The following is a 23,918-nucleotide window of genomic DNA, read 5'->3' as shown; positions in this document are numbered from 1 at the left end:
CTTTAAGATAAGTCATTTTTTTCATAGATCATTTGTAACATTGTTTGAGGAATCACATCAATAAGCTTGGAAGGAATGATTGTATAAGCATCATTAGCTAAACAATCACCTGCACGACCATGAATATAAACCCCTAACATAGCCGCCTGTAAACCACCATAGCCTTGTCCTAAGAGACTGGTAATAATACCCGCTAAAGTATCCCCCATGCCCCCACTTGCCATCGCTTTATTCCCAGCAAAAATACGATAAGATTCTTGACCATCAGTAACAATCGTATAAGGACCTTTTAAAACCAAAATAACATGATGCTTTAATGCAAAATTTCTAGCCACAAACAACATATCAGAATGTTCATCAAATTCACATAAACGTCTAAATTCTCCCATATGAGGGGTTAAAATAATATCCCGTTCCTGATTTTTTAATAAATCTAAATTACTTGATAAAATAGTTAAAGCATCTGCATCAACAACCAGTGGTTGATGTGACATAGAAAAAACATCAATCACATGACGATAACTATCAATGCTTTGACCAAGTCCACAGCCAATAAGAATAGCTTGATATTTTAAGAAATCTTCTTTACGCATAACAGCTGGTCTTAATTGCGTTGTCACTTCAGGACAATAGACAGTTAAAGCATCAATCACAGCTTGTTCACTCATAACTGTAACAACCCCACTTCCACTATAGACACAGCTTTTGGCACTCAATAAAGAAGCCCCTTTATATTCATGACATCCCGTTATCAATAATGTTCGTCCATAATCACCTTTATGTCCATCAAAACGTCTTTCTTTTAATAATGAACACATCATTTTTTGATCAGCTAATTGATATAGACCAACTTCTTCACTCACATCCTCAACATCCAATTCTTCAACAATCACCTGACCAGTAAAGGATGTACTATCAGGATTTAAGAAACCATTTTTTAAGGCTGTTAAAGTAATTGTCTGTGTCGCACAGACAACACTTTGATAAGGTTTTCCATTATCACAATTTAATCCTGTAGGAATATCAACAGCAATAATTTCTTGGTCATATAATTGATTGATTTGTTCAATAACCATCTGATATAAACCACGTGGTGAACTATTCAATCCATTCCCAAACATGGCATCCACTATAATATCACAATCTTTCATATGCAATATCACTTCATCTAGGATATCTTCATTTAATAAAATGACTTCTAAATTCAAAGCATAACATTGATCTAAATAATAACGATTTGCTTGTGAGAGATGATTTTGATCTTCAAAAATATAAACAGTCACTTGTTTCCCCTGTAAAAATAATTTAATAGCTAAAGATAATCCATCAGCCCCATTATTACCTGGACCACATAATAGACAATAACGTTGTCCATGCATATGTTTAATTAAACAATCACTTGCTTTATCAACCAATTCATTAATTTGATAACCATGATTTAAGAGATATTCATCATATTGTTTCATAAATTGACTACTTCCAATTTTCATTATCTCCACCTCTTTTTCTTCATTATATCGTCATCCCCTGCTTTTTTCAATCATTCTATCAATAAGCAAAAGAAAACGGATAGAAATTCATCTATCCGTTTAGTGGTTTGCTATTTTCTTCCACCGCCAGCCCAATGGCTTGACCAGTAAGAACTATTTAAATTAGCAGTTGTAACACCTGTACGAGATGTTCCAGCATGAACGAAACGTCCACCTCCAACATAGATACCTACGTGAGTAATTCCACCACGACCTGTTGTTCCTCTAAAGAAAACTAAGTCTCCTGCTTTTAAACTTGACTTAGACACACGAGATGTTGCTCCATATTGAGCAGCAGCTGTTCTTGGAATAGAAATTCCATTTTGTCTATAAGCCCATTGTGTTAAGCCAGAACAATCGAATGCTCTTGGTCCATTACCACCAGTTACATATCTACTTCCAACTCGGCTTAATGCACTAGATGCAACACCTGCATGAGTAGGAATTGGATTTTCTACTTTGACACTTAATGTCTTAGTTGTTTTGTTGCCAGCAGCATCAGCGACGGTATATTTGACTGTATACTTACCAGCTTTGTCTGTATTGACAGAACTACTAATTTTTACTTTTGAAGTTAAATTTCCATCTTTGTTATCAATGGCACTTTCCAAATATTTCTTAGCTGAGAAACTCTTACCTTTTGTAATTGTAACTGAGCTCTTAGATAAGCTTAATTTTGGAGCACTAATATCTTTAACCTCTACATTTAATTTTGCCTTAGATTCATTACCAGATGAATCCACAGCAGTGATATTCAATGTTGTCTTACCAATTTTCTTTGTATCGACTTTACCATCTACTTTAATAGATGTTACCTTCTTATCAAAGTTATCAGTAATACCAACATAATCTGAATAGCTAAACTTTGAACCATAGTCAACAGTTACTGTTGACCCTTTTTTATGTTGAATCTTTGGTGCAATTGTATCAGATACATAGAACTCAAATGTCTTTTGGGTTTGATTTCCAGCTGCATCAGAAACATTCAATTGAATTGTTTGAGTCCCTAAACGAGACGTATCAAGCTTCTTGTTTGTTTCGATGAACGGAGTAACATCACCATCAACATTATCTGTTGCTTTAATGTATTTTGTAATATCTTTGCTGCCATTAACTTCAACATTTACAACATATCCATTACTCTTTCCGACAGGCTTCAATTCTGGAGCAGTTTTATCAACAACTTCAACTTGAACAACCTTTGATTGCGTATTAGAGAACATGTCAGTTGCACTTACTTCAACGTTATATATACCCAACTGATAAGGATCATATGACTTATCATTGATTTTGACATCAATACTGTCTAGGGTATCACGATTATCAGAAATAGCAAACATACTTTTATCAAGTTTTGTTCCATAAAGAACCTCTACTTTATTAGAATCAATAACAGGAGCTTCTTTATCAACAGCGGCATAACCAACTAAACCAAATGTTGAAACAAACAACATTGGAATAAACATGGCTTTACGATTAATAACATGTTCTTGCAAATTTTCTAATAAGTTCGCCTTAATATTACTATCCATTCGTTTCCTCCTTTCAATAATATACCCACTTAGTATTATAAGACAACGTTCACAAAAAGTCCACAACTTTCTTAAGAAATTCTTAAGAAATTCAAATTACATTGATTATATCAATACTTTTTTATTTAACTTTTTTTGTATATTTTTTCATAAATATTATTTTATAGCTGTATTATAGCCAAATTTGTCAAATTTAGTCATAATTTCTTAAGAAATTCATAGAGTGTACAAAAAGGAGAATCATATGATTATTTATTTTTCGATTTATTGTTTTTTAGGTTATCTGATGGAATCTATCTATGTCTCGCTTTTATCTCGTCGTGTCATTTCTTCAGGACTATTCAAAGGTCCTTTTATTCCACTTTATGGTTTTGGTGCATGTTTACTTATTGTTTTATCCCCTTATCTTAAAAATTCCTTCTTACTTTCTTTTTTCATTGGTGGTATAGCTATGACTTTGTTAGAATATCTTGCAAGTCATTATATTGAAAAAAGCTTTCAAACAAAATGCTGGGATTATTCAAAACATCATTTTCATTACCAAGGACGTATTTGTTTGTTTTATTTTCTAATGTGGTGTTTTTTAAGTCTATGCTTTATTCAATATATTCATCCCTTCTTTGTTTCTTTACATTTGATTAATGATACCAATTGTCTAATTGCTTTAATTTATCTATCATTTTTATTAAAAGCCTATATTGATTGCCTTCAAATCAAAAAAATAGATGGTCTTGATATTCACTAATCAAGACCATCTTTTCTATTCAATACTCTTTAAAGATTCGACCATATTGACACGATTTAAAACTCTACGCATTACAAAATCAATAAATAAAGTAAATCCTAATGTAATAATAATTGCAAAAATATAACTTGTAAAGTTCAATGAACGAACAAACATTGTCACATCCAGTTCAACTGTACGAATAATAAAACGATGCAATAAATAACCAAAAACTGTTCCTAGCAATGAGCCAATAATCGATAAAATAACATTTTCTCTAAAGATATAATCATAGACTTCTTTACGCCTAAAGCCTAAGACCTTAATCGTTGCTATTTCGCTTTTACGCTCTTGAATATTAATATTGGTTAAATTGTATAAGACAATAAAGTTCAAGGCTCCTGCACATACGATTAAGATAATAATGACCAAATCAACACTTTGAACTTGATTATCAAATTCTTCACCAATGTTATTGATATAAGAAAGATTTCCATAGTTCTTTTCTTTCATATATTTTTCTAAACTTGTTTTATAAGATTGATCCATTTTCTTCATTGTTAAAAAAGCATTATTTACCTTTAAATCTTGTGCTGTTACACTCTCATAAAGATTTTGTGACATATAGACATAATTCATGAAATAATTTTCCATGATACCAGAAATCTTTACATTATACTTTGTTCCTGATAACTCTATATCCATCGTATCATTGACTTCAACATCTAATAATTCCGCTGTTTTTGCTGATAGGATAACCCCATCATCATCCAAAACAAGTTTTTTCCCTGTTTTATAGTCTTTAAAGTTTACAAAATTAGAAATATTTTCCATTGATTGATAAACCACCAATGTTCCATATAAATCCTCTTTATTCTTTAAAATATCAATACTTTGATTCAAGACATATTCAACATTATTGACAGCGTCTCTTTGTAAAAGATTCTTTTGATATTTTTTAGCTTCACTAGTTGAAATAGAGTCATCTAAACGAACCAAAGCATCATATTTTAAAACATCATGATACTGTTTATCAACAACTGCTGAAACTGAATGCTTAACACCAAAACCAGTAATAATCAAAGCAGTACATCCAGCAATCCCAATAATTGACATAAAGAAACGTTTTTTATATCTAAAGATATTACGCATTGTCACTTTTTGATTAAAAGATAAACGTTTCCAAATAAATGTTATTCTTTCTAAAACAATTCTTTTTCCTAATTTTGGTGCCTTTGGTCGCATCAGAACTGCTGGCATTAAATTCAGTTCACTCATGCAAACAAACAATGTTGCTGCCATTGTGACAAAGACAGAAATAAAGAAAGTTTGAAAGGCAACAGCCTGACTTGAATAAATCAATGTCTTAGCATCGACTTGGAATAACATTAAATTATATAAATAATAAATAATGCGTGGAAAGAATTGTGTTCCTAAAACAATTCCTAAAGCACAGGCAAAAAATGTTGCAAAAATAACATAGACAATATATTGCTTAATCACATCCCATTTTGAATAACCTAAAGCTCTTAATGTTCCACTTTGGCTTCTTTGTTCTTCTACCATTCTTGTCATTGTTGTTAATGAGACAAGGGCTGAGACCAAAAAGAACATTAAAGGAAAGATATCAGCAATTGATGAGATTGAATCTTTATTTGATTCGTAATTCACTAATCCTGCATTTTGATGATTTGTTAAAGTATAAAGTTTTCCTTTAGGAATTTCATTGACTTTATCTTGAGCTTCACTAATTTGACTATGAGCTTTATCTAATTTATCTTTTGCTTGAGTTAATTGTTGATTGGTTTTTAATTCTTCTAAAGCTAATTTGTTTTCATTTTGTTGAATTTGAAGTTTTGCTTTTTGGATTTGAATAGATGCTTCATTTAATTGAAACATTCCATCAATTGATGAAGTAGCTGTTTTTAATGATGTTTGAACATCTTGTATTTCTTTAATTGTTTTATTCACTTCATCAATAACTTCATGAGGAATTTTTTCAGGAGGATTTTCTTGATATCCTTCTAATTGTTTTTTCAAATCTTCTAAGTTCTTCTTTAATTCATCACTTGTTTTTTTCATGGTATCAAGCATATCCTGAGCTTGTGATGAAGCCATTGATTGAGCTTTGATATATTCCATTTCTTTATCTGCTAAAGTAATTTTTGCATTAATTAATTGAATTTTTGCTTCTAAAATTTTACTATCAAAAGTATTCTTCGACTCTGTATAAGTTTTATAACCTTTATCATATTCTTTTTTTGCATCATCTAGCTTCTTTTGTGCATCACGTGTAAGCTTTTCATAAAGATTACTCATACGTAAAGATAATGTACTTTTGACTTTCGTATTTAATGTTTCAATAAAATCATCATAAGCTTGCGTAAAGACATTTTCCTTCTTTGCCCCCTTAACAGTAATTGAGATTTGATTGTATAAAACACCTTCATCTCTTAAATCATAAAGTTCATCAGGCATTGCTAAAAAAGCATTATCTGTATTTAAAATTTCAATAAAACCAGAATTGGTTCCATCCCCTAATGAATTGGTTCCCCGATTAGTTTTAGCAATATATCTCACATCATTAATAATTCCTACAACAGTAAAAGATTTTTCTCCTTGTTTATTAGAAATATCAATTTTTTGACCAATCTTTGTCCCTGATTTTGCAAGTTCATTATCAATAACACATTCATCACTTTGTTTAGGGAAACGTCCTTCTATTAAATCAGGATGATTAATCATCTTTGTATCAAATGTTTGACTCGTATAGACCTTAACCCCTTCTAATTGATCATGAGTCTTTTTCAAAGCATCAAACTGATAACCATATTCAATCTTATCAATTCCTTCAATATCTTTAATCGCAGCAATATCATCCTGCGAAAAACCTAATGAGGCAATATAAGTTAAATCAGAATAATTATGTTTATCCAAATAGGCATCCATTGTTTTGGTCATTGTTCCTGGCGTATTTCTTAATCCGGCAAAAAAAGCAGCACCGAGAAAAACAATTGAAAAAATTGATAAAAATCGTGCTTTAGAAGCAAAAATAGATTTCCATAAATTTCTCCAATACATTGATTTCTTTTGCTTTACCATTCAATTTCCTCGATTGGTTTAGGATTTTCATTAAGTTCTACGCCATAAACTTTCCCGTTTCTTAAATGGATAACACGATCTGCCATAGGTGCCAATGCAGAGTTATGTGTAATCACAATAACCGTCATCTGATATGTTTCGCACATCTCACGAAGTAAACCTAAAATTGATTTCCCCGTTTGATAATCCAATGCGCCAGTTGGCTCATCACATAATAAAAGCTTAGGATTTTTAGCAATGGCTCGAGCAATTGCTACACGTTGCTGTTCACCGCCTGACATTTGAGCAGGAAAGTTAGCCATACGCTCAGATAAACCAACTCTTTCTAAAACATGTCTTGCATCTAATGGATTTTTAGATATTTGAGAAGCCAATTCAACATTTTCTAAAGCTGTTAGATTTTGAATTAAATTATAAAACTGAAAAACAAACCCAATATCATCACGACGATATTCTGTTAATTGTTTCTCATCATATAAGGCAATATTTTGTCCATCTACTAAAATCGTTCCGCTGGTTGGAGAATCCATCCCTCCAAGTAAATTTAAGATGGTTGTCTTACCAGCTCCAGAAGCTCCTACAATCACAACAAATTCCCCTTTATTCACTTCAAAATTCACACCATCACTAGCATGAATTGTAATATCCCCCATTGTATAACTTTTAATGATATTTTTAAATTCTATCAAAGCACACATTTCTCTTACCATCCTTTGTTTTATCTGTTATTATAATAATAGTAACACAAATTCATAAAAAAGAACATAAGGAGGTTCAATATGAGTCAAATATTAATCATTTCTGATACTCATTTTCTACGTGAGCATGACCTTGAAGAATTTTTTAATACAGTTAAAGGATATGATGCAATTATTCATTGTGGAGATATATTTTTAGGCTTTGATCCCAAAACATTTCATGCTCCTAAACCACTTTATATTTGTCGTGGTAATAATGATTTTGCCAATCTTGAACAAACCCTTCAATTTGAAATTGATGGAACCTTATTTTATATTACTCATGGACATATCAATCATCTTTCTTATGAACCATTAGAGTTTTTAAACTTACGTAAAGATTATCCTGCCAATGTTTTTTGTTTTGGTCATACCCATATTCCTTACTTTAATGAAGTCGATGATGTGACCCTTATCAATCCTGGTAGTCTTGCCTTACCAAGAAATTACCCAAGACATAGAACCTACGCTATTTATGATACAGTAACTCGTCAAACTCATTTTTATGATTATCCAACATTAGAAGAAATCGTTGTCCCACAACCAACCAAAGGGAAAAAATAGGAGAGCTCTCTATGAACTCTCCTATTTTTTATACTTCAACTAAGTAATCAAATTTTTCAATTGTTTCAGTTTCAGCAATCATCAAGAAATGATCATCCATACGAATTGAATATTGAGGATCAACTGATAATTCAAGTTTATGTGTCTTTTCATCACGAATACCTAAGATATTAATTCCATAATTTTTTCTTAGATTTAATCCTTGTAATGAATGTCCAACCCAAGCTTGTGGAACTTTCATTTCAACAACACTATAATTATCATCCAATTCAATTAAGTCAGTAATATTCTTTCTAAGTAATGAACGTGCAACTCTTTCTCCCATTTCCTTTTCCGGACGACAAACACGATCAGCACCAATTTTTTCTAAGACAACTTTAAAACGTTTGTTTTTAGCTTTAGCGATAATATAAGGAACACCAATTTCCTTTAAATTTAAAACTCCTAATAAACTTTCTTCTAAGTGATTCCCAATCGCTACAATTCCAACATCAAATTCTTCAACCCCTAAATCAATTAAGAATTGTTGATCAGTAATGTCACCAATAACTGCTTTGGTTGCAAATTCAGAAACCCTTTGAACACATTCAGGATCTTTATCAATAGCTAAAACTTCACAACCAAATTGTGATAATGTTTTGGTAATGGTTGACCCAAAGACTCCTAAACCTAAAACAACATATTGTCTATTTTTCATACTTCTAACCTATTAAGACATCAGCTTGTGGATAGACGATGTCTTTCCCTTTCATTTGATTATATCGTTTTGCAAAAATTAAAATCATTGTTATTGGACCAATACGACCAATATACATCAATATAATAATGACAACTTTTCCGACACTTGTCAACATTGGTGTCACTCCAGCCGTTAATCCAACTGTCGCAAAGGCTGAAAATACTTCAAAAACCAAATCTATAAAATTTAACTTCTCACTAATTGCTAAAACAAATAAACCTGTGACACAAATAAAGAAACTCACCATAGCAATAGTTAAAGCACGTTTAACAACTTGATCAGAAATAGAACGCTTCATGATTTTAATACGATCACTCCCTTGAACAAGCGCATGCACATATAAAAGCATCATGACGAAAGTGACTGTTTTAATTCCCCCAGCTGTTCCAGCAGGTGACCCACCAATAAACATAAACATTGACATAATTAATTTTGTAGAAACATGTAATGCACCAATATCAACAGTGGCAAAACCAGCAGTTCTCAAGGTTGTTGATTGGAAGAAACTGGCTAAAATTTTATCTGGTAAAGGTAAAGCTCCAAGAGTTTTCATATTTGTAAACTCTAAGGCTAAAATAATGATTGTTCCTAAAGCGAGTAAAATACTTGTAATCCATAAAACAATCTTAGTATGTAATGACAATGAAGCCATAAATTTACGTAATTTAAAGACTTTAAAATTATCTTTATAATTTTTCCAAGCCATCCTTAAATCAACCCATACAATAAATCCAAGTCCTCCAGCAATAATCAAACCAGCTACTACTAAATTCACTAACAGATTTGTCTGATAGTTAATCAAAGAATTAGAACCTAAAACATCAAATCCGGCATTACAAAAAGCTGAAATAGAATGGAAACAAGCATAATATATTCCTTTTATCAAACCAAATTCCGGAACAAAGACAAAACTTAATAACACTGATCCAGTCAATTCAAAGATTGCTGTATATTTGATAACCCTTTTAATATATATTCCCATTGCTCGCATTGAGCTTTGATTTAAGGCCTCTTGCATAATAATCTTATTGGTATAAGAAAGTTTCTTTTTAAAGGCAACTAACATCATATTTAAAAGTGTTAAAAAACCTAATCCACCAATTTGAATCAATGCAAGAATCACCAATTGACCAAAAAGTGTATATTGATCAGCAACAACAATGGGTACAAGTCCTGTTACACAAGTTGCCGAAGTGGCAATAAATAAATGATCTAAATAAGGAATGACTGCTCCTTTATTAGAAATTGATAACGATAACAACAATGATCCTATAAAAATGACCATAAAGAAACTAAAAGCAATTCGCCTTGTTGGTGAAAAAACTTTTTTCTTTTTTCCTTTATGAAAATCAACAGCTTCCATTTTTATCCTCCCTCAAAATCATTTCTGCACAAACCATCCCATCAACTGCTGCTGACATAATTCCACCAGCATATCCAGCTCCTTCGCCAATTGGATAAATTCCTTGACTTGAAGATTCTAAATATTCATTACGTAAAATACGAACAGGAGCACTACTTCTCGCTTCTACCCCAGTTAATAATGTATCTTCATCAATAAAACCAGGCATTTTCTGATTCATTAACATCAAGCCTTCTTTTAAATTACGATTAATGAATGCAGGAAATAATTGATTTAAATCAGTTAATGTATACCCTGGTAAATAACTTGGCTCAATCTTGCCTAATGGATAATTCGTTCCATTGATATAATTCATCGCAAGTTGCACAGGAGCATGATAATTTTCTCCCCCTAGCTTAAAAGCCTTTTCTTCTAATTGACGTTGAAAAGCAATTCCTGCTAAAGGATGATCACTTTCAAAATCACTAGGCATGACATTAACCAAAATCGCACTATTAGCATTTTTAGCATTTCTGCTATAATAACTCATTCCATTCACACATAAAGTTCCTGCTTCATGATGTGAAGGTACAACATAACCACCTGGGCACATACAAAATGTATAGACCCCTCTTTTTTCACTTGTTTGGACTGCTAATTTATAAGGCGCAGCCTTTAGATATGGTGAATGAGCACTTTTCTTGTATTGTATCTGATTGATTTTTTCTTGTGATTGTTCAATACGTAATCCTATGGCAAAAGCTTTGGCTTCCATTGACAAGCCTTTTTGATAAAGCAATTCATAGGTATCTCTAGCACTATGACCAATTGCTAAAACAAGGACATCCGTATCAATCGTTTGAATTTGCTGATCTTTTTTCACTTTCACTTGATATCCTTGGGCCTTAGAAGAATAATCAATCATTTGTGTTTCAAACATGAAACACACCCCTTTTTCTTCCATAAAATGACGCATATCAATCAATACTTTTCTTAAATAATCAGTCCCAATATGTGGTTTTGATGCATATAAAATATCTTTGGGTGCACCATGTTTTACAAAAGTTTCTAAAATATATCTTAAGCGATGATTTTTAATTCCTGTTGTCAATTTCCCATCAGAGAATGTTCCTGCTCCACCTTCACCAAAAGCAATATTACTCATCGGATTCAAGATGCCCTCATGCATCAATGCATCAACATCTTTAACCCTTTCCTCAACCTTTTTTCCTCTTTCTATGACTGTAACATCCTGCCCTGCACAAGCAAGCGTATAAGCACAAAACAAGCCCGCTGGTCCACTTCCAACAACGACAACTTTTTTATCATTTGCTTGTTTATAAACATACTGATATGGTTTAACTTTTTGAACTTGAGGATGAGTTTTTATAAACGCATCTTCATCATCAACTTCAAAATCAAAACTACATATCCAATGAACATTTTGTCGCCTTGCATCAATAGATTGTTTAGACAATTGAACATTTCTAATTGCTTTTTCACGAACATTTAAGACTTGTGAAACAATTTTACGTTCATCCATCTTACCTAATTTTACTTTCACGTTATGAATTCGTAACATTCCATTCCCTCTCTAACGCTTTTGCGACATGACTTGCACTTGCAAAAGCAAAATGTAAATTATAACCTCCACATAAACCTATCACATTTAATATTTCCCCAATGGCATAGATATGTGGATATTTTTTAAGTTCTAAGTTATGATCAAGTTCATTCAGTGACAATCCACCCTTCATCACCTGAGCACTTTCATAAGATCTTAGCCCTGTAATATGTAAACGAAAATCTTTAAGCATTGAAACAATTTCTTGGGTTGAATTCAATGCCTGTTTTTCAAAATAAAGCGATATTTTACTATTGAGTAAGCCATCGTAGAAATGATTATAGCCCTTCTTGCGACGAAGTTCAATATATTCATACAATTTCTTTGCATCTTCTTCATCAAAAAAGTCAATTGACAATTCATAATCATGCAGTGGCTTGCAAAATGCCGAAAGCTGCATAATCGCAATCCCACTGACCCCATAATCAGTAAACAACAATTCGCCCTTTTCCTGATGAACACATTTACCTTTTTCTAATAAAGTAAATGTTCCTTTCACTCTTACCCCTTTTAGTGACTTTAAAACAGGTTGAGTAAAAAATTGTGTTAAAGCTGGTCTTGGTTCAACAACATTTAAATGTAATTTTCTTAAGATTTGATATCGTGATAACTGTGTTCCAGATAAACGACCTGCTTCGCTTCCCATTGCAAAAATAACATAATCAGCCTTTAATTGTTGTTGATTTGTTTTAACAATATAAGGATACCCTTTTTCAATCTTTAAAACCTCTTGTTCATATAAAAATAAAACCCCTAATTCCTCTGCTCTTTGCATTAAAATCTGTTTTACAGATAAAGCTTGCTCACTTTTAGGATATAATAAATTTCCTTGATATATACAATACAATCCTAAATCATTCATTGCTTGAACCATATCAAAAGAAGAAATAATTTCTTCAACCAATTGATTATTATCACTTTGATAATAATCAATTGACATATCTTTATTTGATAAGTTACATCTCCCATTTCCAGTAGCAAGAACCTTTTTTAAAGGTGCTGTATTTTGTTCTAAAACAATCACATCACAATCATATAATTTCTGTTTTAACAAAACCGACAGATAAACCCCAGAAGCTCCAGCCCCTACAATCAATATTTTTTGCATTTTCAATACACCTCTACAACTATTTTATACGAAATACAACGATTATACCATTTTTTATTGAAAAATCATCTAAAAATGTTTATAATACAGAAGGAATTTTAAAAGGAGGAATTACAAATGGGTAGAGCACACGAAGTGCGTAAGGTCGCTATGGCCAAAACTGCAGCAAAAAAAGCCAAAGTTTATTCTCGCTATGGAAAAGAAATTTATTTAGCAGCGAAAGCTGGTGGGCCTGAACCAGATGGAAACTTAACATTAAGACGTTTAATTGAAAAAGCAAAGAAAGATCAAGTTCCTGCTGACGTTATTAAACGTGCTATTGATAAGGTTAAAAGTGGTGCCACTGAAAACTATGATCCAATTCAATTTGAAGGTTTTGGACCAAACAATTCAACACTTATCGTCAAATGTTTAACTGATAATATCAACCGTACAATTTCTCAAGTGCGTCCAGCATTTACAAAATCTAAATCTAAATTAGGAGCTGAAGGTTCTGTATCTTATTTATATGACGTAGAAAGTACAGTTGTTTTCGGTGGTATGAGTGAAGAAGAAGCATTAGATGCTTTAATCATGGGTGAAGTTGATGCTAAGGATATTACAACTTTAGAAGATGGACGTATTAAAGTTACTGGTGAACCTACTGATTTAAATAAAATTAAAACTGCAATTGAAGCAGCAAAATCTGATGTTGAGTTTGATGTTGACGACATTACAACAACACCTCAAGAATATGTAGAACTTGAAGGTGATGATATGATGTTATTTGAAAGATTAATGGATTTATTAAATGATTGTGATGATGTCGATCAAATTTTCCATAATGTTTCTAACTATGATGATGGAGAAGAAGAATAACATGATTTTCATGTTATCTTTTTTTATATGCTAGTTACACATTTATTCCATAGTGGTGTCTTGATTGAACTTGATAATCATCTATTATTATTTGATTACTATCAAGGTAAGCTTAATCTCAACAAAGAAAAACCACTTTATATCTTTGTTTCTCATCGTCACTATGATCATTATAATCCAGAAATTTTCAAACTCGATCATCCTCACAAGACTTATATTCTTTCTGATACTTTACGTCATAAGTATGAAGCCAATTATGTTGATATTCATCAAGAATATATTTTTGATGATATCAAAGTCAAAACTTTACTATCTACTGATGAAGGCTGTGCTTTCTTAGTAGAAACCGAAAAGCAAACCATTTACTTTGCCGGGGATTTAAACTGGTGGCATTGGGAAGGTGAACCAGAAAAAGACAACCTTTGGCAAAAAGAAATTTATCAGCAAGAAATCAATTCTATTCAACAACCTATTGATTTGGCTTTTGTCATTGTAGATAAAAGACAAGAAGAAAGCTATTTACTTGGTTTACAATATTTCTTAAAGCATGTCAAAACAAGATATATTATGCCTATTCACTATTTTGGTGATTATACAATCACTCAACAATTACAAAATGAAAAGCTTGATAATCCCTATCAAGCTCATATCATTCCTGTTCATCATAGAGATGAAACCTTTGAGATCTTTTAGATCTCTTTTTTTACCAATTTAAATAGATTAAGAATTGTTTGAATTGTTGATTCTCTATTTTTTTCATTTCAATAAATTGATGATTCTTATAAATAATTGTAGAAATCGGTGTTTGATAAATAAGATATCCATCGATTTGATGCTTTTGATATTTTGTATAATGGTCTTGAAGATAAAGATTTAAAATATCTAAACTCTTTTGATGATCAAGTATATTAACATATTTGATTGTTTTATTTTCTTTTTGATATTCATAATAATCTATAACTATAGAATGACTATCATTGCTTATTTGATAATCTTGAATCAAAGAAAAAGCTGGTTTGATATAAGATGATTTGTTATTGATTTTTTTCATTTGTCCACAGATTCCTAAACCCACAAACATGATGAAAAGAAAAAGAGCATATTTTTGTAATAAGATAGGATTGCTTTTTTTATATCCGTAAATACAAATAACAATAGCAAGTATTAAACTCAATATCAATAAAAATAGCGGAAGATAAATAAAGTTTCTGGTAAAGAACTCATTTCCCACAATCAACAACATTACTACAAATGTTAAACAATAATCTCTGATAAGACTAAGATGATAAGAATAATGAACCTCTTTTTTCATAAAATAATAGATAAAAAACAATCTACAACATCCTATAAATATAATATTTATTCTTAGAAAATAAAAATCAAGAATATTTTCTGTTGATAATAAATCATCAAAAGATAAAGTTAAAAAACCAAAAAATCCCCCTAATAAAAGAAAAATAACCAAACTAATGATATAATTCTTAAAGCCATTAATACTTTGTTTTTTGATAACTTCTTCATCAATTTGTTCATCAGTATACATTTCACAAGGTTTATCCGTAGCAAAAACATAAAAGATTCCTTGTTTATCAATAAAGTGATAACCATTATCTTCAAAAAAAGTCATATAAGATTCATCACATGGTTCATTAAAAATCATGTTTTTCTTTTCCTTAATTGCAACATGATAATAAATTTCATCATTATTTTCTTCATATTCACTAAAAAAACTATTAAAGCTTTTTAAATGATATCCTTTTTTAGCCATATCATTTAAGAAATCTTCAAATTGTTTTCTTTCAAACGGATAAAACCCAGTTAAATTAAAATACTTTTTCATAAGAATCCCTCTTTTCTATCATTGATGATATTCCCTCTTGGTATCTTCTATCATCCATTGTAACCTTTGATACTCATGACAAAACATTTCAACCCCTTTGTTTGTCATCACATAACTACGTTTACGTCCTTCACAATTGACTTCTTCAATCAATTGTTCTTCTTCAAACTTAGAAAGAATGGCATAAAGGGTTCCTGGTCCAAGTTGAATACGTTGGTTGGTTAATTCTTTAACATACTGTGAGATTTCTGAACCATAACGAACATCTTGAAGGGCTAATAAAACATAGTACATTTGTTCTGTTAATGTTTTCAATTGAACTCTTGGCATTCTTTCACCTTCCTTATATCGTATAACGATATTACCTTCAATTTCAGTATATTATCGTTAAACGATATTGTCAATAAAAAAAGAAGTAATACAATAAATGTATTACTTGCTAGGAATGATTTCAAACCAATAATCATCGGGATCATGAATAAAATATAAGCCCATTGCTTCATTTTCAAAACAAATACATCCCATTTCTTGATGTAATTGATGAGCTTTTTTATAGTCATCAACAGTCAAACAAATATGACTTTCATTTTCCCCTAATTCATAAGCTTGAGAATGATCTTTTAACCAAGTTAATTCTAAAGAAAATGGTGAAACCCCATCACTTAAATAAACGAGTTTAAAACTTCCATCACTGGCTTCCTTTTCTTTAACAACTTCTAAACCTAATGCTTCTTTATAAAAAGCAATACTCTTTTTCAAATCTGTAACATTAATATTACAATGATTAAAAATAGCTTTCATAAAATCTCCTTTCTTTATTCTTCATCTGGATAAATAGTTGTAACGATGGGATGACCTTCACGATCTACTAAAACCGTTAATCCTCCACCATTACCACTTTGATGAAACAAATAATTGACTCCTGTTTTTTTATCTACAAGAATTTCTGTACCTGAAGTAAAATACTTCTGTTCATAAACCGTTACAAATCGATTTTCTTTTTTAGCCATAGATTGATTCCTCCCACATCTATTATAGCGATAATCGATGAATAAAACAATTACTGACGATATTTTTTAGGAAGGGTTAAATCATAGCTTTCTTGAATCATTGCATAAATATCTTCTAAAGCAATCGTTCCATCTAAAATCATAGAATTCCAATGTTCTTTACTTAAATGATAACCAGGAACAACTGATTCATACTTTTCTCTAAAAAAATCTAGCCATCCCCTACTTCCTTTCACATTAACCCAAATATGTCCTTGTCTTTCATAAATCCAGGCAAAGACTCTCTTATTTTCTAAATGCCGCATACATGTCCAATTAGGATCACTAAAAGGATAATCTTCATAAACATTTTTATATCTTAAACAATAATCAATCACTTCTTGTCTTTTTTGCATTTTATCACCCACTTTTTCTTATTATACTAAATCTTCAATTCAAAATAAAGCTATTTAGCACTTTCTTTTACGAAGTGCTAAATGTTCATATTCAGTTCACATATGAGATTATAATTAACAGTGTTAGCAATCAAAGATTGCGAGTGCTAAGTATAAAGGAGGATTCAAAAATGTTAAAACCATTACATGATTATGTGATTTTAAAAAAAGAAAAAGCAGAAAGTCAGACTGCTAGTGGAATTATTTTAACGACTCAATTAGAACAAGCGAGCAATCAAGCAACAGTAGTTGCAGTAGGAGCTCAATGTGATGAAAATTTAAAAGAAGGAATGAATGTTATTTTTAAGGAATATTCAGGAACTAAATTTAAAGAAGATGAAACTGAATATATGATTTTAAAAGAAGAAGATATTTTGGCTATTATTGAATAGGAGGAATACAAAATGAGTAAAGAGATTCGTTTTTCTAAAGATGTCAGAGATGCGATGTTAAATGGTGTGAATACTTTAGCTGATGCAGTAAAAGTAACAATTGGTCCTAAAGGACGTAATGTTGTTTTGGATAAAGGATATGGTTCTCCATTAATTACAAATGATGGTGTTTCTATTGCAAAAGAAATTGAATTAGAAGATGCTTTTGAAAATATGGGAGCTAAATTAGTTTATGAAGTAGCTAATAAAACAAATGATGTTGCTGGTGATGGAACAACAACTGCGACAATCTTAGCTCAAAGTATGATTCAAAGTGGTTTAAAGGCTGTTGAAAAAGGGGCAAATCCTGTTTTAATGCGTGAAGGTATTGATTATGCAAGTAAGGAAGTTGCTAAATACATTTTAGATAAATCACATATTGTTGAAACAAGTAATGATATTGAAAGTGTTGCAACAATTTCTGCGGGTGATCAAGAGATTGGAAAAATTATTGCAAAAGCGATGGAAAAAGTTGGACGTGATGGTGTTATCAGTGTTGATGAATCAAATAGCTTTGATACTGAATTAGAAGTTGCTGAAGGTATGCAATATGATAAAGGTTATGTTTCTCCATACATGGTTTCTGATAGAGAAAAAATGACTGTTGATTTAGATAATCCATTGATTATGGTCACTGATCAAAAAATCAATACAATTCAAGAAATCTTACCAATTCTAGAACAAGTTATGCAATCTAATAAACCTTTATTGTTGATTGCTGATGATTTTGAACAAGAAGTTATTTCTACCTTAGTTGTCAACAAATTAAGAGGAACATTCAATGTTGTGGCTACAAAAGCTCCTGGATTTGGTGATAACCAAAAAGAAATCCTACAAGATATTGCTATTTTAACAAATGCAAAATTCTTCAATAAAGATTTAAATATGAATTTAAAAGATATGCAGATTGAAGATTTAGGTTCAGCTAAGAAAATTCATATTACCAAAGATCATACAACAATGATTGGTGGAGCTGGAGAAAAAGCAGCAATTGATGCACGTATTCATGAAATTACTCAACAAATGAATAATACAAAGAGTGATTATGATAAGAAAAATTACGCTGAAAGATTAGGTAAATTAAGTAATGGTGTAGCCATTATCAAAGTTGGTGGAGCCACTGAATCTGAATTAAAAGAAAAGAAATTAAGAATTGAAGATGCTTTAAATGCAACAAAAGCTGCTGTTAGCGAAGGAATTGTTATGGGTGGTGGTGTGACATTAGTTAATGCCTATGTTGCTTTAAAAGATCAATTAAAAGATGATAATGTTGATAAACAAAAAGGTATTAAAACTGTTTTAGATGCATTACTTGCACCAATGGGACAAATTGCTGAAAATGCTGGATTTAACAGTGATGAAATTGTTGAACAACAAATGAAAGCAGAATATGGTCAAGGTTTTGATGCTAAAAATGGTGAATGGGTAGATATGTTTGATAAAGGTATTATCGATCCAACCAAAGTCACTCGTAGTGCTTTATTAAATGCAGCAAGCATTTCAGCTTTATTTATTACAACTGAAGCTGGTGTTGCTCCAATTAAAGAAGATACACCTGCTACTCCTGCAATGGGTGCTCCTGGAATGTATTAAGAAGAAAACTGGCATTAATCTGCCAGTTCTTTTTTTTGATCTTCGCTTTTTTCAAGATAAGCATATTGAAACAAAACAACACAAACCCAAAGCATTAATATAATGTTTAATATATTTATTCCAATTTTAAAATATTCATTCCATGATAAAGCAAATAAAGTAATTGATATTAATTTAAGCGTTCTTAATGTTTTAAGCTGATTAGCAAGTTGATCATAATGATGCATAAAGGCAATATGAGAAATATTCGTTAATAATTGAAAATAGAAATAGACTTCGATAATATGCATCAAAATATATATGATTGAATAAGAATCAGTAGAAATTGCCAAGCATGCCAAGACCCAAGCAATCAATTCATAGATTCCTAATATTTTCACAAAAGGTTTTAAAAGTTGAGTACTTTCTTCATATTGAACAATGACATGAACAGCATCATAAAACAAGAGATAGCCCAACCAATTTGGTATAAGATTGACTGTCCCTATATTTAAGTTAAAAATTATAAGAACATTAGCAATAGCTATTTTATAAATCGCCCTGATATAATTCTTCTGGGACATGCCATTCACCATCTTTCACATCTATTTTCAAGATTTCTTCATCTTCTCCATTGATTACAATCTGTAAAGCATAAGCTTGAGGAATTGGAAAACCTCCATGTTCATAGTAAAATGTACAATGAGTCAAATGGATTAAATGATTCCAATCACTATCTAAATGTTGTAAATGATGAGCATCGGTATCTGATGCTCCACCACTTGAACCATATTGATTAGGATTGTCATGTTTTTCAAATTCAACTTCATCATTAATATTATCAAGATTTTTAATTTCAATATATATATTTTTGATTTTATCTTGTATAGCTTTTGGTTGTGTATTGATATAATCAATTTCAACACTTTGATAAGCAGCATTAAAATGGGCTCGTGGTTGATAATTCAATGAATGAGATGGTGTATTCATTAAGAAAGAATTCGTCTGATTTTGCGAATCTATGATGCTATTAGCATTTCTAATAGTCAATTCTAATTGACCGCTCTTGCACTTCTTTATTATTTTTTTATAGAGTGATGTTTGAAAAACCTCACTTCCCATAAGATTATCTATACACTCAACATCTTCTTCATAAATCTTTTTTGTTTGTTTAACTTTCCAACCATTTTCTTTAATCACTTGAATAGGCATCACCATATAATGAGATTTTGCTGGTTGATCTTCTTGAAATTCACAATTGTTAAAACATAGATAGGCATGATATTCATTTTCATTGATCTTTTTTAGACAATTCACTTCATATAAGTAAGGTACTCCTGTTGATGTTATATTTGTTGGTAATTGTTTCATAGCTTGCTGATATGATGAATAATAACGCCTTGGTAAAACGGATAATAAGTATTGCTCATTATATGTGAGTAATCCTTTTGCATAAGTATCAATTGCCCCTTCTACACTTTCACATTGACTTAGACGAGCTGATGCCATAGATAGCTGATAAGCAAAAGAATGAGGTAAAAATGAATGGTGAAGTAATGTATAAGAACTCACACTTCCCATAACAACAGGAATAAGTAAAAAATAAATACAGACAGAAACAATTGACATTCCTTGTGGATATTTTTTAAATCTTGCGATTGCCTCAATTCGTTTTTTTATATTCTTAGTACCATTTGATAGCGATGTTGTTGCAAAAGCATGAGGATATTGATGATTTGTCATCGAAAGCAAGATTCTCCCATAATCACGTCTTTGTTCTCCTTCTAATACCTCTAAAACTCTTTGATCACATAAAGCTTCCATATCATTGCTGATATAATGAAAAACATAATGTAAAAAAGGATTACACCAGTGAATACATTTTAAACATGACCAAATCACACATTGAAGGGAATCTTTGTACTTTAAATGAAACATTTCATGAAGAATTATCTTATCATCAATTAATTCTTGAGTTGGTAAAACCAATATTGGTTTCATAATTCCACAAACGAATGCTGATGGAATTTCTGGCATAACAATGACTTGACATGGATGAAAATGATATGTTTCACAAATTCTATTGAGTTGGCTGATAATTTCTGGCTGAGGTTTTTGTCCATATGTCAATAAAGTACGTAAACGATAATATTGATAACAATATCTTCCTAGATAAAATAAACCACCACTTATATAAACAATAAAAAGATAATCAGTAAGGCTTTTAGGCAAAGCTATAATGAATAGAAAGAAAAAACTATTCTTAATTGGCAAATAGACATCAACATAAGCTGATTGAAGGGATGTTTCTACGATTGTTTTAATCGCTTCGATATAAGTTCGACAAGTTGGTACAATCGATGTGCCAAACATCCCTGCAGGTAATAAAAGACTCAATAATAAAATAATCCAGATTCCATATTGCCATTTTGGAGGAAGTTTATCTTGAAACAATTTTTTTAAAAATAAGATCATAACTGCAACAACTGATACTTCTATCGTTTGAATCAGCCATCCCCATATACTTGTCATCATTAGACCTCCATTTCATCAAGAATTTTATTTAATTCTTCTTTTTCTTCAGGTGTTATTTTTGAATCTTTTAAAAATGCACTAATCAAATCACTTACAGAGCCTTGATATGCTCGATTTAACAAATGATTACGTTCCTCCTTAAGATATTCATCCTTTGTTAAAACATAAGAATATAAATGTGGCTCCTGACTACGATTAATTTTAACTAACGCTTTCTTTTCCATTCTTGTCAAATAAGTATGAACCGTATTACGACTCCATTTTTTCTTATGTTTTAAAGCCTCAACAAGTTCTCCTAACACAAACTCATGACCACTCCACAAAACTTCCATAACTGCTAATTCTGCATCTGATAATTTTTGCATTCTTCCACCTCCTACAACTGTAGTCTCTATTATCATACTACATCTGTAGTATATATTTGTCAATAAAATAAAACATAGAGAAAATTATTTTCCTCTATGTTTCATTTTTTTCTTTTGTTGTTTCATTTCAAAACGTTTTTTAGCATTCATCTCTTTGTTTTGATGTTTGAGTTGTTGATGTATTTGCTTTTTTAACTCTTGTTGTTTTTGTAAAGCCAATTGAGATTTTGTAGAAATGCCAACATTTTGAGTTTGTTGTTTCACAAGACGTTGTAATCTTTTGGGATTTACATGTTTTGTTTTGTCATCCAATGAAACACTCGGACTCCATTGTAATTGACAATCATATTTTAAAATATAGTTATAGATTTCATAATCTTTAGGTTCACTACCAAAAACAATTCTAGCCACCATTAAATTTGCATCTACTACCCTTTCAAAAATTCCAACCCAGAAAGGATTTTCAAAATAAATTGTCAATGTCATTGATACTTTGTCCATCATATGTCCTCCTTAAAAAAGTATAAACAAAGAATGGACGACCTAAGGAGGAAGGTTACTTATGAGTCAGACTCACGTACGGACTACCAACCGTATCTGTATAAAATTATACATTGTGTTTTTATCTTTGCCCCACTATTATAACATTAAAGAAAAAAAGACACAATCGTGTCTTAAATTCTTGCTAATCCTTCATCCCTAGCTTCTTTTGCAACTGCAGCTGCTACAACTTTTGCAACTCGAGGATCTAAAGCATTAGGAATCACATATGTAGGTGATAATTCTTCATCACTAACGAGTGATGCCAACCCTTTTGCTGCTGCTAATTTCATTCCTTCACTAATCTTTTTTGCACGAACATCTAACGCACCTCTAAACAATCCTGGGAAAGCTAAGACATTATTAATTTGATTAGGAAAATCTGAACGTCCTGTTCCCATAACTGTTACCCCGGCAGCAATTGCATCATCATATTTAATTTCTGGTTCAGGATTTGCCATTGCAAAAACAATTGGTTTTGCTTTCATGCTTTTAACCATATCTTGAGTTAATAATCCTGGAGCAGAAACCCCAATAAAGACATCAGCTTCACACATTGCTTCTGCCATTGTCATACGTTTTCCTTGACGATTTGTAATTTGTGTTAATTCTTGAGTTAAGAAATCATATTGATCATAATCTTCTTTTGTAACAATTCCATTGATATTAAAACCATAAATTTCTTTAACACCTAGTGTATGAATCATTTTAATAATTGAACTTCCTGCTGCACCAGTTCCACTTACAACAACGGTAATATCTTCAACTTTTTTCCCAACAACTTTCAAGGCATTTAAAAGTCCAGCTGTAACAACTATAGCTGTTCCATGTTGGTCATCATGAAAAACTGGAATATCTAATTCTTGAATTAAAGTTCTTTCAATTTCAACACAACGTGGTGCACTAATATCTTCTAAATTAATTCCGCCAAATGTTGGAGCCATTGCTTTAACAATTTGAATAATTTCTTTTGGATCTTTGGTATCTAAGCAAATAGGTACCGCATCAATGTTTCCAAATTTCTTAAATAGAATAGCTTTTCCTTCCATTACAGGCATAGCAGCCTCTGGTCCAATATCACCTAATCCTAAAACAGCTGTTCCATCACTTACAACTGCTACACTGTTTTGCTTCCATGTATATTTATAAACATTGTCTTTATTTTGCGCAATTTCACGACATGGTTGAGCAACTCCAGGGGTATAAGCTAATGAAAGATCATGACTTTCATTAAGTGGTACTTTTAATTGAACTTCTAATTTTCCTTTAGCTTCTGCATGTAGTTTTAAAGCATCTTGATATATATCTGACATATTTTTTCCCTCTTTTCAT

General features: G+C 31.2%; 24 protein-coding genes. 6 read left to right on the top strand and 18 right to left on the bottom strand.

Annotation, left to right across the window (positions count from 1 at the left end; genetic code table 11):
• Positions 1-2 precede the first annotated feature (2 nt).
• Entirely contained in the window at positions 3-1,490 is a 1,488-nt protein-coding gene (locus tag EDD60_RS08285; protein ID WP_066445404.1) for a bifunctional ADP-dependent NAD(P)H-hydrate dehydratase/NAD(P)H-hydrate epimerase, read from the bottom strand.
• A 110-nt stretch (positions 1,491-1,600) separates the two neighbouring features.
• Positions 1,601-3,061: a C40 family peptidase gene (locus tag EDD60_RS08280; RefSeq protein ID WP_066445401.1), complete on the bottom strand. Its 1,461-nt coding sequence runs from the start codon at positions 3,059-3,061 to the stop codon at positions 1,601-1,603.
• 244 nt (positions 3,062-3,305) lie between these two features.
• Between EDD60_RS08280 and EDD60_RS08275 the strand changes: the two genes are divergently transcribed.
• Entirely contained in the window at positions 3,306-3,806 is a 501-nt protein-coding gene (locus tag EDD60_RS08275) for a putative ABC transporter permease (protein ID WP_066445399.1), read from the top strand.
• Positions 3,807-3,821: 15 nt separating this feature from the next.
• On the opposite strand, the gene EDD60_RS08270 is transcribed toward EDD60_RS08275, so the two are convergent.
• Positions 3,822-6,887 carry an ABC transporter permease gene (locus EDD60_RS08270; RefSeq protein ID WP_066445395.1) on the bottom strand — a complete coding sequence of 1,022 codons (3,066 nt, stop codon included), beginning with the start codon at positions 6,885-6,887 and terminating at the stop codon, positions 3,822-3,824.
• A complete protein-coding gene (locus EDD60_RS08265; RefSeq protein ID WP_066445393.1) occupies positions 6,881-7,585 on the bottom strand; it encodes an ABC transporter ATP-binding protein in 705 nt (234 codons plus the stop codon). Before EDD60_RS08265 ends, EDD60_RS08270 begins: the two co-directional genes overlap by 7 nt.
• Positions 7,586-7,666: 81 nt before the next feature.
• Between EDD60_RS08265 and EDD60_RS08260 the strand changes: the two genes are divergently transcribed.
• Positions 7,667-8,188, top strand: coding sequence for a metallophosphoesterase family protein (locus tag EDD60_RS08260; RefSeq protein WP_066445391.1), 522 nt, complete (start codon positions 7,667-7,669; stop codon positions 8,186-8,188).
• 28 nt (positions 8,189-8,216) lie between these two features.
• Here EDD60_RS08260 and EDD60_RS08255 read toward each other — a convergent pair whose 3' ends face one another.
• From EDD60_RS08255 to EDD60_RS08240, 4 genes are read right to left on the bottom strand one after another with little or no spacing between them, the layout of a single operon-like run.
• On the bottom strand, positions 8,217-8,885 hold the full coding sequence (locus tag EDD60_RS08255) for a potassium channel family protein (RefSeq protein ID WP_066445389.1): 669 nt from the start codon (positions 8,883-8,885) through the stop codon (positions 8,217-8,219).
• A 4-nt stretch (positions 8,886-8,889) separates the two neighbouring features.
• The gene (locus EDD60_RS08250) at positions 8,890-10,290 is read right to left on the bottom strand and encodes a TrkH family potassium uptake protein (RefSeq protein WP_066445387.1); all 1,401 of its coding nucleotides are present in this window, start codon (positions 10,288-10,290) and stop codon (positions 8,890-8,892) included.
• Positions 10,277-11,851 (bottom strand): NAD(P)/FAD-dependent oxidoreductase, encoded by a 1,575-nt coding sequence (locus tag EDD60_RS08245; protein ID WP_066445375.1) that lies wholly within the window; start codon positions 11,849-11,851, stop codon positions 10,277-10,279. The genes EDD60_RS08250 and EDD60_RS08245 overlap by 14 nt, the downstream gene beginning before the upstream one ends.
• Positions 11,835-13,001 carry an aminoacetone oxidase family FAD-binding enzyme gene (locus EDD60_RS08240; protein WP_066445373.1) on the bottom strand — a complete coding sequence of 389 codons (1,167 nt, stop codon included), beginning with the start codon at positions 12,999-13,001 and terminating at the stop codon, positions 11,835-11,837. The genes EDD60_RS08245 and EDD60_RS08240 overlap by 17 nt, the downstream gene beginning before the upstream one ends.
• Positions 13,002-13,118: 117 nt before the next feature.
• On the opposite strand from EDD60_RS08240, the gene EDD60_RS08235 reads away from it, so the two are divergent.
• Together EDD60_RS08235 and EDD60_RS08230 are read left to right on the top strand one after the other, a co-directional pair.
• Positions 13,119-13,859: a YebC/PmpR family DNA-binding transcriptional regulator gene (locus EDD60_RS08235; RefSeq protein ID WP_066445370.1), complete on the top strand. Its 741-nt coding sequence runs from the start codon at positions 13,119-13,121 to the stop codon at positions 13,857-13,859.
• A 27-nt stretch (positions 13,860-13,886) separates the two neighbouring features.
• Positions 13,887-14,552 carry an MBL fold metallo-hydrolase gene (locus EDD60_RS08230; RefSeq protein WP_066445368.1) on the top strand — a complete coding sequence of 222 codons (666 nt, stop codon included), beginning with the start codon at positions 13,887-13,889 and terminating at the stop codon, positions 14,550-14,552.
• 10 nt (positions 14,553-14,562) lie between these two features.
• Here EDD60_RS08230 and EDD60_RS08225 read toward each other — a convergent pair whose 3' ends face one another.
• From EDD60_RS08225 to EDD60_RS08205, 5 genes are all read right to left on the bottom strand, one after another.
• Complete coding sequence (locus EDD60_RS08225) at positions 14,563-15,699, bottom strand: DUF2812 domain-containing protein (protein ID WP_066445367.1); 1,137 nt, start codon at positions 15,697-15,699, stop codon at positions 14,563-14,565.
• Positions 15,700-15,717: 18 nt separating this feature from the next.
• Entirely contained in the window at positions 15,718-16,029 is a 312-nt protein-coding gene (locus EDD60_RS08220) for a PadR family transcriptional regulator (protein ID WP_066445365.1), read from the bottom strand.
• Between the two features lie 102 nt (positions 16,030-16,131).
• Complete coding sequence (locus EDD60_RS08215) at positions 16,132-16,500, bottom strand: VOC family protein (protein ID WP_066445363.1); 369 nt, start codon at positions 16,498-16,500, stop codon at positions 16,132-16,134.
• 14 nt (positions 16,501-16,514) lie between these two features.
• Positions 16,515-16,709, bottom strand: a complete 195-nt coding sequence (locus tag EDD60_RS08210) for a DUF6440 family protein (RefSeq protein ID WP_066445360.1) — start codon at positions 16,707-16,709, stop codon at positions 16,515-16,517.
• A gap of 50 nt (positions 16,710-16,759) precedes the next feature.
• Positions 16,760-17,104, bottom strand: coding sequence for an MmcQ/YjbR family DNA-binding protein (locus EDD60_RS08205; RefSeq protein ID WP_066445357.1), 345 nt, complete (start codon positions 17,102-17,104; stop codon positions 16,760-16,762).
• A 170-nt stretch (positions 17,105-17,274) separates the two neighbouring features.
• Here EDD60_RS08205 and EDD60_RS08200 point away from each other — a divergent pair, with 170 nt between their 5' ends.
• On the top strand, positions 17,275-17,535 hold the full coding sequence (locus tag EDD60_RS08200) for a co-chaperone GroES (RefSeq protein WP_066445355.1): 261 nt from the start codon (positions 17,275-17,277) through the stop codon (positions 17,533-17,535).
• 12 nt (positions 17,536-17,547) lie between these two features.
• Positions 17,548-19,167, top strand: a complete 1,620-nt coding sequence (gene groL, locus EDD60_RS08195; RefSeq protein WP_066445351.1) for a chaperonin GroEL — start codon at positions 17,548-17,550, stop codon at positions 19,165-19,167.
• A gap of 14 nt (positions 19,168-19,181) precedes the next feature.
• On the opposite strand, the gene EDD60_RS08190 is transcribed toward groL, so the two are convergent.
• The 5 genes from EDD60_RS08190 to EDD60_RS08170 form a co-directional block, all read right to left on the bottom strand.
• Entirely contained in the window at positions 19,182-19,730 is a 549-nt protein-coding gene (locus tag EDD60_RS08190) for a hypothetical protein (protein WP_066445349.1), read from the bottom strand.
• Complete coding sequence (locus tag EDD60_RS08185) at positions 19,696-21,678, bottom strand: M56 family metallopeptidase (RefSeq protein ID WP_207905306.1); 1,983 nt, start codon at positions 21,676-21,678, stop codon at positions 19,696-19,698. The genes EDD60_RS08190 and EDD60_RS08185 overlap by 35 nt, the downstream gene beginning before the upstream one ends.
• Positions 21,679-21,680: 2 nt before the next feature.
• Positions 21,681-22,046 (bottom strand): BlaI/MecI/CopY family transcriptional regulator, encoded by a 366-nt coding sequence (locus EDD60_RS08180; RefSeq protein WP_066445346.1) that lies wholly within the window; start codon positions 22,044-22,046, stop codon positions 21,681-21,683.
• Between the two features lie 84 nt (positions 22,047-22,130).
• The gene (locus EDD60_RS08175; RefSeq protein WP_066445343.1) at positions 22,131-22,547 is read right to left on the bottom strand and encodes a YjdF family protein; all 417 of its coding nucleotides are present in this window, start codon (positions 22,545-22,547) and stop codon (positions 22,131-22,133) included.
• Between the two features lie 173 nt (positions 22,548-22,720).
• Positions 22,721-23,899 carry an NAD(P)-dependent malic enzyme gene (locus EDD60_RS08170; RefSeq protein WP_066445341.1) on the bottom strand — a complete coding sequence of 393 codons (1,179 nt, stop codon included), beginning with the start codon at positions 23,897-23,899 and terminating at the stop codon, positions 22,721-22,723.
• Between the last annotated feature and the right edge of the window lie 19 nt (positions 23,900-23,918).

This window comes from Longibaculum muris, assembly GCF_004343035.1.
In the GTDB taxonomy this organism is placed as follows: Bacteria; Bacillota_I; Bacilli_A; order Erysipelotrichales; family Coprobacillaceae; genus Longibaculum; species Longibaculum muris.
This window is presented reverse-complemented; position numbering and strand designations above follow the sequence as displayed.